Raw genomic sequence first — 14322 nt, forward strand, 5'->3', positions numbered from 1 at the left:
TTTTCCTTCCTCAATGCGCGGCCGATTGCCGCTTTTTCGCGATAAGCTCTTCGTCGCAGCGCGGGCAGAACGCGTGTTCGCCCGCGATATGGCCATGCCTGGGGCAGACCGAGAATGTCGGCGTGACGGTGATATAGGGCAGGCCGAAATTCTCCAGCGCCCGGCGCACCAGCTTGCGGCAGGCCTCGGCCGAGGACAGCTGCGTGCCCATGTAGAGATGCAGCACCGTCCCGCCGGTGTATTTGCGCTGCAGCGCCTCTTGCCGCTCCAGTGCCTCGAACGGGTCGTCGGTAAAGCCGACAGGCAGCTGGCTCGAATTGGTGTAATAGGGCTCGTGTTCGGTGCCGGCCTGGAGGATGCCGGGAAAACGCCTGCGGTCCTCCTTGGCGAAACGATAGGTGGTGCCCTCTGCCGGCGTCGCCTCCAGGTTATAGAGATGTCCGGTCTGTTCCTGGAAGGCGGTGATGCGCGCCCGCAGATGGTCGAGCAGCCGCAGCGCGAAGCCATGTCCCCATTCGGTGGTGATGTCATGCGCATCGTCGGTGAAGTTGCGGATCATCTCGTTGATGCCGTTGACGCCCAGGGTCGAGAAATGATTGCGCAGCGTGCCCAGATAGCGCCGGCTATAGGGAAACAGCCCGTCGTCCATCAGCCGCTGGATCACCCGGCGCTTGATCTCCAGGCTGTCGCGGCCCAGGTCGAGCAATTCGTCCAGGCGTTGCAGCAGCCCGGCCTCGTCGCCCTTGTGCAGATGACCCAGCCGCGCGCAGTTGACGGTGACGACGCCCAGCGAGCCGGTCTGCTCGGCGCTGCCGAACAGCCCGTTGCCGCGTTTCAGCAGCTCGGTCAGGTCAAGCTGCAGCCGGCAGCACATGGACCGCACCATGTTCGGCTTGAGGTCCGAGTTCAGGAAGTTCTGGAAATAGGGCAGGCCGTATTTCGCCGTCATCGCGAACAGCAGCTTGGCGTTCTCGCTGTCCCAGGGAAAATCCGGCGTGATGTTGTAGGTCGGGATCGGAAAGGTGAAGACCCGGCCCTTTTCGTCGCCGCGCGCCATCACCTCGATATAGGCGCGGTTGATCATGTCCATCTCGGCCTGCAAGGCGCCATAGGTGAAATTCATCGGCTGCCCGCCGATGACCGGCACCTGGTCGCGCAGATCCTCGGGGCAGACCCAGTCGAAGGTCAGGTTGGTGAACGGGGTCTGCGTGCCCCAGCGCGAGGGGACGTTGAGGTTGAAGATCAGCTCCTGCATGGCCTGCCGCACCTCGGCATAGCCCAGCCCATCCTTGCGGATGAAAGGGGCCATATAGGTGTCGAAGGAACTGAAGGCCTGCGCGCCGGCCCATTCGTTCTGCAGCGTGCCCAGGAAGTTCACGATCTGGCCGATGGCGCTGGACAGGCGCTTCGGCGGCCCGGCCTCGACCTTGCCGAGGACGCCGTTGAACCCCTCGGTCAGCAAGGTGCGCAGCGACCAGCCGGCGCAATAGCCGGCCAGCATGTCGAGGTCGTGGATATGCAGGTCGCCCCGACGATGCGCCTCGCCCACGGCGGGCGGATAGACATGCGACAGCCAGTAATTGGCCACCACCTTGCCCGAGACGTTCAGGATCAGCCCGCCGAGCGAATAGTCCTGGTTGGCATTGGCATTCACCCGCCAATCGGCGCGGTCCAGGTATTCGTTGACCGACGAGGCGACATCGACGGCGACATCCCTTGCCGGCGCGGCGGGCGGGGGCGTAAGCGGCGCCGGCATCAACGCGCCCTCCCTTGCCTGCGGCTTGCTGCCGCCCTTGCGGTGCTGCGGACGGCGGCGCCGGCCTTGGCAGGTCTGGTGGTGAAGGATGGCCGCATCTGTTCCCCGTGCTGCTGGGGGCGGGGCAGGCCAGGACGCATGGAGCCCTGCGGCGACAAGGCCGCATTGCCAGGCGCACCGCCGGGACACCCCGCCCGTGGTTCATCGTCATCATCACGGCAGGTCTCCTGGCTCGCAGGTCGCTGCCCTTGCCGGCCTTCCCAATGCCGTGCGGCACCAGTGGCGTGATCCGGCGCAGGCTCGCTGCTTACAGTTGCGGGGGCAGCGCCGGCCTTGCCCCGAAAGGCGCACCGGCTTCCCTCTTCGCTTTCGGACCGGATCGACCCGAAAAAACCGTGATGCCTACATATAGGGATGACGGCGCCGTATCCGTCAAGATATTGTGGGGACCTGCGACATTTTGTGCAGGATAGTCCGGCCGCCTGGGCAGGGACCACGAAGCCCGATCCCGATCCGGGGCACGGCCTTGGGCGGGCTGGTTGCGAGATTGCGCTGCACGTAGCTTTGGATCGTCCCCCGGCCTTTGTGCCCATGGCCGTAGGCAGGGCCGGCACCGGAATGACCTTGGGCAGGAACGGCCGGCATGGATGCCTTTGCCAGCCTGGCTGACAGGGGCGCTAGCAGGCTGCTGAAAAAATCCGTGCGACAGGAGAGCTTGGGCCGGGAACCGGGAAATTCGCCTCAATTCTGCCGGAAATGCCCGGTTTTCAGGCCGATATTCGCCGAATCCAGAACGAATTCCGCCACGACGCCCTGTCATGGCCCTTTTTCCACAGTCTGCTAGATCGTCACCTTGACGAAGCTGTCGCGCAGCGCCGCGGACCAGGCGGCGGACATGGCCATGAAGGCCGGGTCGCCTTCCAGGATGCGGCGCTTGTGGCTGACCCGGCAGTCGTCCTTGCGGATCACCGCCAGGTCCAGCGGCATCCCCACCGACAGGTTCGAGCGCAGCGTCGAATCCATCGACAGCAGCACCGCCTTTTGCGCATCGGCCAGCGAGGTCTGGGGCGTCACCACCCGGTCGAGGATGGGCTTGCCGTATTTGTGCTCGCCGATCTGCAGGAAGGGGGTGTCCTCGGTCGCCTCGATGAAATTGCCCTCGGGATAGATCAGGAACAGCCGCATCTCGCCGCCGGCGCGCTGGCCGCCGACGATCATGCTGGCGCTGGCCTGCTGGTTCAGGTCGCGGCACTGGTCCACGATCTCGCGCCGGGTGCGGTTCAGCGTCCGGCCGATGATCGTCGCCACCTGCAGCATGGTGGACGCGCGCATGATCGAGGTCTCTTCATCGGCCTCGGGCAGTTCGATGGCCTCTTGCAGGCGGGCGATGGTGGTCTGGGTCAGCGACAGGCTGCCGGCGGTCATGATCGCGATCACCCGCTCGCCCGGCTGCTCGAAGAAGAACATCTTGCGATAGGTCGATATGTTGTCCAGCCCGGCATTGGTCCGGGTGTCCGAGAGCAGGACGAGCCCCTCGTTGAGCTTCAAGCCGACGCAATAGGTCATGACCGTTCCATGGCACCAAATCCCCCGAGGGATACGACCGCCCCGCGCCCGGCGCAACAGGCAGGGCTACTGCTCCATCTCCTCGACCTGCACCCGCACGTCCAGGCTTTCCTCGCCCGTGCCGAAGGTGGTGCCGCGCACCGGCGCCGCGTCATCCGCATCCAGACCCGAACCCAGCCGGACATAGCGGTCGTCGGGACAGCAGGCATTGGCCGCATCGAAGCCGACCCAGCCCAGGGCGCCGACATGGACCTCGGCCCAGGCATGGGCGGCGTCATGCGGCTCGCCCCCGGCGTTGGAATGCAGATAGCCCGAGACATAGCGTGCCGGCATACCGCGTTCGCGGGCGCAGGCGATCAGCGCATGGGCATGGTCCTGGCAGACGCCCTGGCCGAGCGCCAGCGCCTCGGCGGCGGTGGTGTGCGACTCGGTCACGCCGGGGACGTAGGCGATGGCGGCCGATACCGCCTCGGCCAGCCGGTGGGCCAGGTCCAGCGCATCCTCGCCCTGCACGGAACGGGCAAGCTCGCATAGCCCCGGATCGGTCCCGGTCACGGCGGTCGGGCGCATGTAGACCAGCGGATGCACGGTCTCGCGATGGTCGCGCAGCACGCCGGCGGTGTCCCGCGTCTCGACCTGGCCGGCGATCGAGACCACGACCTCCTGCACCGGGCCGCGCACGGTCCAGCCCTCGATCCAGTCGCCGGCGCCGTCGCGGAAGCTCGCGCCGCGCTGGCCGCCCGAGACCGAGATGGTCCAGCCCGAGACCCGCTGCCCCTGGTGGACCGAGGGGGTCAGGCGCAGGCTCTGCACCAGCCCCTGCGCCGGCGGATCGTAGAAATAGCTGGTTTCATGGATGATCTTCAGCCGCATGACATCTGCCCCCTACATCCGCCCGCTCAGGTAATCGTCATGCACGGCGTTCGAGATGCTGGCCAGCTCGTTGATGAACCAGGACAGGAACTCGTGCAGCCCTTCGTCGAAGATCGCCTCGATGTCGCGCGCCATCAGCTGCTCCAGCGTCTCATGCGCGCGGCCCGAGGCGCTGGCCGGCACCTCGGCGCCATAGCGGCGCACCAGGCCGTCCAGATGCCAGACCGCCTCGTAAAGCGAGGTCAAAAGCGACCGCGGGCTCTCGCCGTTCAGGATCAGGAAATCCGCCACCTTGCCGGCCGTCACCTCGCCGCCATAGGCCCAGTGGAAGGCCCGATGCGCCGAAAGCGCGCGCAGGATCACCTGCCATTGATAGTTGTCGAGACCCGAGCCCACGAACTCCACCCGCGGCAGCAGCACGAAATATTTCACGTCCAGCAGCCGCGCGGTCGCGTCGGCGCGTTCCAGCGAATAGCCCAGGTTGACGAAATGCCAGCCGTCGTTGCGCAGCTGGGTCGCATTGATCGCGCCGCGCACGGTCGAGCCGTGCCGGGTGGTGAAATCGGTCAGCATGGCGGTATCCAGCCGGGCGCGCGGCTGCCGCTCCAGCGCCCGCAGCTCCTGATAGGCCATGTTCAGCGCATCCCAGACCTGGCTGGTCAGCGCCGTGCGCACGATCCGCCCGCCCTCGCGCGCCCGCTCGATGCAGGAGGCGACCGAGGACGGGTTGGCATGGTCGAAGAACAGCCAGCTTTCGATGTTCTCCTGGGTGATCTCGTCGCCGTAGCGCTCGGCAAAGGCGGCCTGCGCCCCCGAGGCGCGCAGCAGCGATTCCCATTCGTTGCGATAGCCCTCGGCGGTATTGGGCAGCAGGGTGATGCGCGCGCCCACGTCCAGCAGGCGGGCGGCGGTTTCGGCGCGTTCCAGGTGGCGGCCCATCCAGAACAGGTTGGCGGCGGTGCGGCTGAGCATGGCTGACCCTCCCATTATTCCGACAGGATCCAGGTGTCCTTGACGCCCCCGCCCTGCGACGAGTTCACCACCAGCGAGCCCTCGCGCAGCGCCACGCGCGTCAGCCCGCCCGGCACCAGCTCGATCCGGTCGCCGCAGAGGCAGAAGGGCCGCAGGTCGACGTGGCGCGGCGCCACCCCCTCGTCGACAAAGGTCGGGCTGGTGGACAGCGCCAGCACCGGCTGGGCGATGTAATTGCCGGGGTCGGCCTGGATGCGCAGGGCAAAGGCCTCGATCTCGGCCTGGGTCGCGCAAGGGCCGATCAGCATGCCGTAGCCGCCCGAGCCATGCACCTCCTTGACCACCAGATCCTTGAGGTTGGCCATGACATAGCGGTAATCCTCGTCCTTCCACAGCGTCCAGGTCTGGACGTTGCGCAGGATCGGCTCTTCGCCGAGGTAGAAGCGGATCATCTCGGGGACGAAGGTATAGACCGCCTTGTCGTCGGCCACGCCCGCGCCCGGCGCCGAGGCGATCGAGACCCCGCCCGAGCGATAGACATCCATCAAGCCCGGCACACCCAGCATGGAATCGCGGCGGAAGCACAAGGGATCGAGGAACTGGTCGTCGATGCGGCGATAGATCACGTCCACCCGCTTCGGCCCCTGGGTGGTGCGCATGTAGACGAAGCCGCCATCGACGAACAGGTCGCTGCCCTCGACCAGCTCGACGCCCATCAGGTTCGCAAGGAAGCTGTGTTCGTAATAGGCGCTGTTGTAATGGCCGGGCGTCAGGATCACCACGGTCGGCGGTCCATCGCATTTCGCCGGCGCCACCGAGGCGAGCGTGCGGCGCAGCAGTTCGGGATACTGGTCCACCGGCTCGATGCAATTGTTGCGAAACAGCGCCGGGAACATGCGCATCATGATCTCGCGATTCTCCAGCATGTAGCTGACGCCCGAGGGGGTGCGGCAATTGTCCTCGAGCACGTAGAACTCGTCCCGGCCGGTGCGGACGATGTCGATGCCGACGATATGCGAAAACACCCCGCGCGGCGGCACGAAGCCGACCACCGCCTTTTCATAGGCCGCGTTCTGGTAGACCAGCCGGGCGGGGATGCGGCCGGCGCGCACGATCTCGCCCCGGCCATAGACGTCGCGCAGAAAGGCGTTGAGCGCCCGCGCCCGCTGCTTGATGCCGCGTTCCAGCCGGCGCCATTCGCTTTGCAGGAACACCCTGGGCATCATGTCGAAGGGGATCAGCCGGTCCGGGTCGCCGCCCTCGCCATAGACCGCGAAGGTGATGCCGATGCGGCGGAACAGCGCCTCGGCCTCGGCCTGCTTCATCTGGCGGATCTCGGCAGGCATGGCCTCGATCCAGTCCGAGAGCATGGCATAGGGTTCGCGGACCCGGCCGCCATCGACCATTTCATTGTAATACATCGTCATCGCCGCCACCCTTGCCTCTGCCCATGATCTTCGCATCTGGGCGGGCACTGTCCACAGCCGGGCCGCCTGCGGCCAAAGCGAAATCAGGATTTGACGAGCGTCGGGCATTTTCTGGCGGAATAATAGGCAGAAAGCGAACCTCGCCCGCTGAAAGCGCCGGAAAGCCCTGCGATGGGGCCGCATCGTCCCTGCCGGATTTGCGGGCAGCGCGCCCAGGCGGCGCAAACGGCGTGGAAGCCGATGCCCCGCTCTCACCCCCCGGCAGCCCGCATCTGAGTCAGTCTGGCTATCTGGCTGTCAGCGGCGGCGCAAATCCTCGACGGGCGTGCGCAATCCTTTCACCCGCGGATATCCGGCGGGTTCACAAGGTGAGCCGCCAACTGTGCCGTGAGCGAGAATGCAACGACGATGGAGGTTTCGGTCTGGCGCGGGTCTGGTGGACCGGGGCGTCGTGGCAACCAGACCGTGCTCGACGTCGTCAGCGGGATCCAGCGGACCGTCGATCCGTCCCTGACCTGTCGCTCTGCCTGCCGCCTCGGCATGTGCGGGATGGTCGACGGCCGGCCGCACCGGACCTGCTGCCCGCATGCCAAGCGCGTGCTGGCGGTTGGCAGGCTGCAGGTCCGCTGCGGAACCTGCCGGTGATCGAGGATCTGGCGGCGGCCATCAGCCCAGCCGGACGGACGGGGAACGGATGAGCCCGGCCCCGCTGCCGAGGGCGATCGAATACGACGAGCAAGGGGTTCCGGTCCGGGGCCTATGACCGCAAGATCCTCGGCGGGATATTTCGCTCCAGTTCGGCCTGGCGCTGGCGGCCAAGGATCTGAACCTTGCCTTGATCTATGCCGCCAGCCTGAACCTGCCCTTGGGCGCCGGCGCCGCGGCCTTCCCGGTCCATGCGATGTCGCGGGCGGATGGCTTTGGGCAGCGCGGCGGGTCGGCGGTGCTGGAGACGCTCAGGCGCAAGGCCGCCTTGCCGGGCGTGGCGTTCAGCGGGCAGGGAGCCAGCTGAAGCGCCCCGGCCCGGCCGTCGCGACGTGCTGATGATCGCATGGCCCCTTGGGGAGTCTTGCGCGGGGCCGTCATTCGATCCGGGACAGCAGCGCCTTGGGCAGGTCGATGCCTTTGGCGGCGGCGGCCTGGCGCAGGGCGATGCGCCTTGATCCGGGGATGCGGGCGTGCGGCTGCGCCTCGATGGCTGCGGCCAGGCGCTCGATATGGGGCAGGGCGTCCGTGCCGCCGATGATCCGGGATCAAGGGCGATGATGAGAGATCGGGCGGGACGACCGCCCGTCCGCGATGACATTTCCGGCGATGACCCAGCGGGTCGCGATGGTCCTGGCAGTCGCCTGTTCGGTCGGGGCGATCCGGTTGTCGCAACTGTGGGGTGGTCGCGGCGCCGGGGCGGCGCTGGCCGATTTCCGCGCGGTCTTGCTGGCCATGGGCCTGGCGGGGGGCTTGCCGCGCTGTCCTTCCTGCGCCTTGCCGCATCGACCGGAGCGGCGGCGCTGGCCCGCCCGCCGGCCTGCCGATAGGGTTCCTGCCAGCGGCTTCCGCAGCCGGCCGTCACGTCCCGAAGCGGCCGAACCTCAGGACGACGCCGCCGAGCCGGTCGGCCTGCGGCAGCACCAGCGCGTCGTCGATCCAATGCGCCTCCAGGCCGGCCGCTGCCGCCTTCTCTGCAACATCGGCAGGCCGGGCGGTCATCAGGTCGATGGCCGCGACGCTTGGCAGGGTCGCATCGGCCAGCATGTTCGGGATGGTGCCGTGCCGCGCGATGAACCCGGCGCGGTCGGTCACGGTCCAGCCGCCCCTGGCGGTGGCGATCCGCAAGGTCCGGGGGTCCAGCCTTTCCGCCTTTGCGGCATGGATGCGCTCGAACCAGTCGACGACCGCGGCGGTGTCTTCGGGATCGGCGACCACCGTCAGCCCGGCAATTCCGGTGACGCCGTTCGGGTGATCCATCCATTCGGGATATTCGATGAGATCGCGGCGGAACTGCTGGCATGCGAACAGCGAAAGCCGCGGATGCCGGTCGTTTGCCAGGATCTTCAGCTGCGTCCGCGTCCGGTCCGGGGTTCCGTCCGAGCGGGTGACGGCGCGGCCGAAGTCGATGGTGCCGGTGACGGTCACGCCCCGCCGCCCCAGTGCCTCCGCGTCGGCGGCGGCATCGGCGGAGTTGAGCGCGGTCAGGCAGACGCCCTCGCGTTGCGCCAGATGGGCCTCGACATGGCGGCCGAAGCGAAAGCCGCCGGCCTCATGGCCATCCAGCAGTGCGGGGTCGCCGATGCCGACGATCTCGAAAAGCTGGTCCCTGAAGATCAGCACCGTCGTGCTGGTGCCCCAGGGATGCTGGCTGAAGCCGCGGCTGAGAAAGCCAAGCCGAAGATAGCTGTCGCGCACCGCGACGATGTCGTTCACGCAAACGAGCGCGTGATCGATGCCCAGCGAACGGATCATGCAGACTCCCGCAGGAAAATGCCCAGGGGCGGGCCGGAACGCAGCATAGTCGCGGGGAATGGGCGCGGTCAAACCGTGCCGCAGGGGGCGGGCGACCACTGCGGGATGCGCGCGGGATCGGCGCGGGTTGCGACCGATCCCCCGTGTCACGGACCGCTTCCCGCGATCAGCCGGGCGCGTAGCCGAAGCTTACCTGCGGTTCGGCCGCGGTCTCGACCCAGATGCTTTTCGTCTGGGTATAGGCCAGCAGCGCCTCTTGCCCCGACGAGCGGCCATAGCCCGAGCGCCCGAAGCCGCCAAAGGGCGAGCAGACGTTGATCGTCTTGTAGCCGTTCACCCAGAAGGTGCCGGCGCGGACCGCCGCGGCCATGCGATGCGCCCGGCCCACGTCCGCGGTCCAGACCGCGCCCGCCAGGCCATAGGGGTTGTCGTTGGCCAGGGCGACGGCCTCTTCCTCGGTCTCGAAACCCAGGACCGAGACGACGGGGCCGAAGATTTCCTCGCGCGCCACGCTCATCTGCGGCGTCACGTCGTCGAGGATCGTCGGGGCGAAGTAGAAGCCGCCGGTTGCCTCGAGCGATGCCGGCCGGCCGCCGCCGGCGGCGATGCGGGCGCCTTCGGCCACGCCGGCGCCGACCATCTCGGCGATCTTCTGCCACTGCCGGCGGTTGTTGATCGGGCCGACATGCGTCGCCTCGTCGAGGGGATGGCCCAAGGCGATCCGTTCCGCCGCCTCGGCATAGGCCGCGACGAAACGGTCCTTGATGCTGCGATGCACCAGCAGGCGCGAGCCCGCGACGCAGCTTTGCCCTGCGCCGGCAAAGATCGCCGCCTGGGCGCCGATGACCGCGCGCGGCAGGTCGGCATCGGGAAAGACGATATTCGCCGACTTGCCGCCCAGTTCCAGCACGCAGGGCACGGTCTTCCGCGCCGCCGCCGCGGCGATGGCCGAGCCCGCCTGCGCCGAGCCGACAAAGACCACCAGCCCCGTCCGGGGATGGGTGACGCCGGCCTGTCCCGCCGTCGGCCCGGCCCCGGCGAGGACGTTGACCAGCCCGCGCGGCGCGCCGCCCAACTCGCACATCCGGCCCAGGATCAGCGTGGACAGCGGCGTCAGTTCCGAGGGCTTGATCACCACGCCGTTGCCGGCGCAGATGGCGGGCGCGATCTGCCAGCCGCCGGTGAACAGCGGCGCGTTCCAGGGGGTGATCTGCATGACCACGCCGATCGGCTCGTGCCGGGTGTAGTTCAGGTGGCTGGAGGGCACCGGGATCACGTCGCCGTAAAGCTTGTCGCACCAGCCGGCGTAATATTCGAACATCTCGGCCACGCGCAGCGCCTCGCCGCGGATATCGCGGATCGGGCGCCCGGCCGAGCGGCTTTCGATCTCGGCGATGAGCGGGGCGTGGGCGCGGATCCGGTCGGCGATGGCCCACATGATCCGGCCGCGCGCGGCGGCGGGCATCGCCATCCATTCGCGCTGCGCCTGGGCCGCCGCCGCCATGGCGGCGTCGATCTCGGCCGCGCCGGCATCGGCATAGCGCGCGAAGACCTGGCCCGAGGCCGGGTCGGTCAGCTCCAGCTGCGCGCCCGAGCCGGGCAGGATCTCCCCGCCGACCAGGCTGCCGATGTCGGCGCCCGGAAAGATCTCGCGATAGAGCGCCAGGATCCGGTCGGCCTGTTCGGCGGCGTCGATTGTCGTCACGTTCATGTCCCTTACCTCATTTCGCCCGGAAGTCGCCCATGCGGGTAAAATCGTCGCTGCCCTGGTAGGGCGCATCGGCCCAAAGCTGCGCGGCCTTTTCGGTCAGCGGCAGCCGGGCGCCGCATTCTTCGGCCAGTTGCCGCGCCAGCCGCACGTCCTTTTGCATCAGCGCCATGGTGAAGCCGCTGTCGAAGGCGCCGTTCATCACCCAGTTGGGGAAATGCACCTCGCTGAGCATGGACCTGCCGGACGCGGCGTTCAGCACCTCCAGCACCGATTGCGCGGGGATGCCCGCCGCCTCGGCCAGGCGCAGCCCTTCGGCCGTGGTCAGCATATGGGCGGCGCAAAGCAGGTTGTTGACCAGCTTGGCCACATTGCCCGCGCCGCTGTCGCCGACATGGATCGCCTTGGCCGACAGCGCGTCGATGACGGGCCGGGCATCGGCCAGGTCGGCGGCGGAACCCCCGATCATCATGGTCAGCGCCCCCTTGGCCGCCCCCGCCGGCCCGCCCGAGACCGGGGCGTCCAGGAAGCCGTGGCCCATGGCGGCCAGCCGTGCCGCCAGCGCCCGCGACACCGCGGGTTCCGAAGTCGAGGTGTCGATGACGACGATCCGCGGCCGGGCCTGCAGCACCCCCGAGACCTGGTCGATGACCCCTTCGACATCGCGCGCCGTGGGCAGGGAAAAGACGACGTGATCGGCCGCAAAGACCTGGGCCAGATCGCCCGCCGGCTCCACGCCCGCGGCGCGGGCCTGTTCGGACCGCTCGGGGGACAGGTCGAACCCCAGGGTGCGGAAACCGGCCCGGACGGCCGAGGCTGCCATGCCAAGGCCCATCGCGCCCAGGCCCACGACGCCGACGGTGGATGTTTCTGTCATGTGATCCTCTCCTGTTGATGCCCGACAATTCCCGCAACCGGGGTGCCGGCGCTAGCGGTCGGATTACGAACGAGGTGTTGCCCCCTGCGCAACATCGGCAAAGCTGGCCATGCTGCGTTCCAGATGTCCGGCCAGTTGCGCCACCGAGGCCGGCAGCCGCCGCCGCGCCCGCACCATCAGATGCGCCGTCGCCCCCAGAAGCGCCAGGTCGGCCAGTTCGCGCACCACGGCCGCGCCCTCGGCCAGGTCCATGGCGACCGAGGCGCGGGGCAGGAAGGCAAGCCCCAGCCCCGCGGTCACGAAGCGGCGCAGCGCGTCGATCGAGGTGGTCATCAGCTGCGGCGCCAGCGCAAGCCCGCTGTCCGAGGCGACCCGCGCCAGCAGGTCGGTGGTGCCGTGCCCCCTGGGCAGCAGCGCCAGGGGAAAGGCCAGGCAATCGGCCAGCCGGACCTGCGGCAGGCCGGCCAGCGCATGGCCGGGCGGCATCACCACGCAAAGCGGGTGGCTGGCCGAAACGATGCTGCGCACCGATCCCGTCACCGGCGGGTTGTAGGCGATGCCGATGTCGCTTTCGCCATTGGCCAGCGCCGCGACCACCGTGTCCGTCGAGCCGATCAGCAGCTCATAGCGCACATGCGGGCTGCGCGACACGAATCCGGCCAGGCCGTTGCGGATGAAATCCGCCAGGAATCCCTCGCCGCAATGGATGCGGATGTTGCGCTGCTGGATGCCGCGCAGGTCGGCCAGCTGTTCCTGAAGGAAGCCCGCCTCCTCGACGACATGGCGGGCATGTTCCAGCACCAGGTTCCCGGCATCGGTCAGGCGCACGCCTTTCGAGCTGCGCTCGAACAGCGTGACGCCCAGCTGCGCCTCGAGGTCGGCGATCTGGCGCGACACGACCGAGGGCGCCAGCCCAAGCTGGTCGCTGGCGGCGCGGATCGAGCCATAGCGATGCACGGCCAGATAGATGCGGATGTCGCGGCGGTCGAGGGTCATCATCGCCTCACGATGATGACCGTCCGTCTCGCGAGTCAAGGCGCGCGCAGCTCTGCCAGCGCCAGGTCCAGCCAGAAGCCGACGGCAGGCGGGATCAGCGCATCGTTGAAATCGAAGCGCGGCGAATGCAGGCCCGGATTGTCGCCGGTGTGGCAGGCGGACCCCATCCAGAAATAGCAGCCCGGCACCTGGTTCAGCATGAAGGCGAAATCCTCGGCCGCCATGCTGGGCGGGGCATCGACGACCGAAAGCCCGCCCGCCGCCGCGATCTTCCGCACCAGGGCGGCGTTCTCGGGCGTGTTGAGGGTCGAGGGATAGCGCCGTTCATAGTCGATCCCGGCCGTGCAGCCCAAACCCTCGGCTACCGATGCGGCCAGCTTGCGCAGCCGCGCCTCGATCAGGTCGCCGACGGCCGGATCGAACCAGCGGGTGGTGCCGCGGATGACGGCCGTCTCGGGCAGCACGTTCCAGGCGTCGCCGCCATGGATCTGCGTCACCGACACGACGGCGCTGTCCAGCGGGCTGACGTTGCGCGCCGCGATGGATTGCAGCGCCGCCACCAGATGCGCGGCGGCCAGCAGCGTATCCGCCCCCTCATGCGGCATGGCACCATGCGCGCCTTGGCCCAGAAGGCGGATTTCGAAGGTGCCGAAGGCTGCCATCATCTCGCGATCGCGCGCGACCAGCGTGCCGAGCGGCAGGCCGGGCCAGTTGTGCAGCGCATAGACCGCATCGACCGGGCAGTCGCGGAACAGCCCGTCCTCGACCATGGCCCGCCCGCCGCCCTCGTTCTCCTCGGCCGGCTGGAAGATGAAGCGGAGCGTGCCCTCGAACGGCATCCCGGCCAGCAGGCGGGCGGCGGCCAGCGCCACCGCCGTATGGCCGTCATGGCCGCAGGCATGCGCCCGGCCGGGATTGCCCGAGGCCCATTCGACGCCGCTGGCCTCGGCGATCGGCAGGGCGTCGATGTCGGCGCGGATGCCGATGGCGCGATTGCCGCTGCCTTTCGCCAGGCTGCCGACCACCCCGGTCCGGCCGATGCCGCGCCGGACCTCATAGCCGAATTCCGCCAGCTTCGCCGCGATGAAACCGGCGGTCTCATGCTCCTGGAACCCCAGCTCGGGGCTGCGGTGCAACTGCCTGCGCCATGCGACCGCATCGGCCACCACCTCTGCCGGCAGATCGCGCATCAGAAGAGCCTCAGCGTCAGGTCGGCGATCACCACCGAGCCCATATAGGTGCCCAGCATGACGCAAATGGCGACGATGACGATCTTCCAGCCCGAGCTTCTGGCGATGGCAAATTCCTTGGCCGACAGCGCCAGCCCGCCATAGGCCAGGGCGGGCGTGGCCAGGGACAGGAAGTTGATCTTGTCGGCCTGCCGCACCACCCAGTCCGAACCGGGAACGCCGGGGATCGTGGCGACGATGGCGATCAGCGACACCCAGGCGACGGCCGGCAGGTAGAAGGGCACGAAGCGGGCCAGCATCAGCCCGACGACCGAGCAGAGATACAGGAAGGCCATGCCCGGCAGCGCCTCGAACGCGCCGGTGCCGGTCGAGACATAGTTCGCAATCGTGCCGATGACGCAGGCGATCAGCAGCAGGATCGCGGTTTCGCCGATGCGAATCCGGCGCTCGTCCAGTTCCTCGTTGCCCAGGGGCAGGTTTTCAGCGGTCTTGCTCAT

The 14322-nt window shown here is 68.3% G+C and carries 12 protein-coding genes and 1 riboswitch; of the genes, 1 reads left to right on the forward strand and 11 read right to left on the reverse strand.

What is annotated here, in order from left to right:
* Positions 1-10: 10 nt before the first annotated feature.
* The 5 genes from E3U25_RS03350 to E3U25_RS03370 all read right to left on the reverse strand — a co-directional run bounded on the left by E3U25_RS03350 (position 11) and on the right by E3U25_RS03370 (position 6594).
* Positions 11-1756: a ribonucleoside triphosphate reductase gene (locus E3U25_RS03350; RefSeq protein WP_116221203.1), complete on the reverse strand. Its 1746-nt coding sequence runs from the start codon at positions 1754-1756 to the stop codon at positions 11-13.
* A 200-nt stretch (positions 1757-1956) separates the two neighbouring features.
* Positions 1957-2169: riboswitch (cobalamin riboswitch) on the reverse strand.
* Between the two features lie 427 nt (positions 2170-2596).
* On the reverse strand, positions 2597-3322 hold the full coding sequence (locus tag E3U25_RS03355; protein ID WP_036752624.1) for a proteasome-type protease: 726 nt from the start codon (positions 3320-3322) through the stop codon (positions 2597-2599).
* Between the two features lie 66 nt (positions 3323-3388).
* On the reverse strand, positions 3389-4195 hold the full coding sequence (locus E3U25_RS03360; RefSeq protein WP_036752622.1) for a transglutaminase family protein: 807 nt from the start codon (positions 4193-4195) through the stop codon (positions 3389-3391).
* A gap of 12 nt (positions 4196-4207) precedes the next feature.
* On the reverse strand, positions 4208-5167 hold the full coding sequence (locus E3U25_RS03365) for an alpha-E domain-containing protein (RefSeq protein ID WP_114536544.1): 960 nt from the start codon (positions 5165-5167) through the stop codon (positions 4208-4210).
* A gap of 14 nt (positions 5168-5181) precedes the next feature.
* Positions 5182-6594 carry a circularly permuted type 2 ATP-grasp protein gene (locus E3U25_RS03370; RefSeq protein ID WP_116221202.1) on the reverse strand — a complete coding sequence of 471 codons (1413 nt, stop codon included), beginning with the start codon at positions 6592-6594 and terminating at the stop codon, positions 5182-5184.
* Positions 6595-7429: 835 nt separating this feature from the next.
* Here E3U25_RS03370 and E3U25_RS03380 point away from each other — a divergent pair.
* Positions 7430-7606, forward strand: coding sequence for a hypothetical protein (locus E3U25_RS03380; protein ID WP_166435414.1), 177 nt, complete (start codon positions 7430-7432; stop codon positions 7604-7606).
* A gap of 554 nt (positions 7607-8160) precedes the next feature.
* On the opposite strand, the gene E3U25_RS03385 is transcribed toward E3U25_RS03380, so the two are convergent.
* The 6 genes from E3U25_RS03385 to E3U25_RS03410 form a co-directional block, all read right to left on the reverse strand.
* Positions 8161-9054, reverse strand: coding sequence for a VOC family protein (locus E3U25_RS03385; protein WP_244294976.1), 894 nt, complete (start codon positions 9052-9054; stop codon positions 8161-8163).
* A gap of 166 nt (positions 9055-9220) precedes the next feature.
* On the reverse strand, positions 9221-10765 hold the full coding sequence (locus tag E3U25_RS03390; RefSeq protein WP_116221201.1) for an aldehyde dehydrogenase family protein: 1545 nt from the start codon (positions 10763-10765) through the stop codon (positions 9221-9223).
* 10 nt (positions 10766-10775) lie between these two features.
* On the reverse strand, positions 10776-11639 hold the full coding sequence (locus tag E3U25_RS03395; protein ID WP_116221200.1) for an NAD(P)-dependent oxidoreductase: 864 nt from the start codon (positions 11637-11639) through the stop codon (positions 10776-10778).
* A gap of 63 nt (positions 11640-11702) precedes the next feature.
* The gene (locus E3U25_RS03400) at positions 11703-12635 is read right to left on the reverse strand and encodes a LysR family transcriptional regulator (RefSeq protein WP_208861526.1); all 933 of its coding nucleotides are present in this window, start codon (positions 12633-12635) and stop codon (positions 11703-11705) included.
* Between the two features lie 35 nt (positions 12636-12670).
* Positions 12671-13825, reverse strand: a complete 1155-nt coding sequence (locus tag E3U25_RS03405) for an amidohydrolase (protein WP_116221198.1) — start codon at positions 13823-13825, stop codon at positions 12671-12673.
* Positions 13825-14322: a hypothetical protein gene (locus E3U25_RS03410; protein WP_036752590.1), complete on the reverse strand. Its 498-nt coding sequence runs from the start codon at positions 14320-14322 to the stop codon at positions 13825-13827. The genes E3U25_RS03405 and E3U25_RS03410 overlap by 1 nt, the downstream gene beginning before the upstream one ends.

Origin of the sequence: Paracoccus versutus (genome assembly GCF_029909795.1) — a bacterium.
GTDB lineage: Bacteria > Pseudomonadota > Alphaproteobacteria > Rhodobacterales > Rhodobacteraceae > Paracoccus > Paracoccus versutus.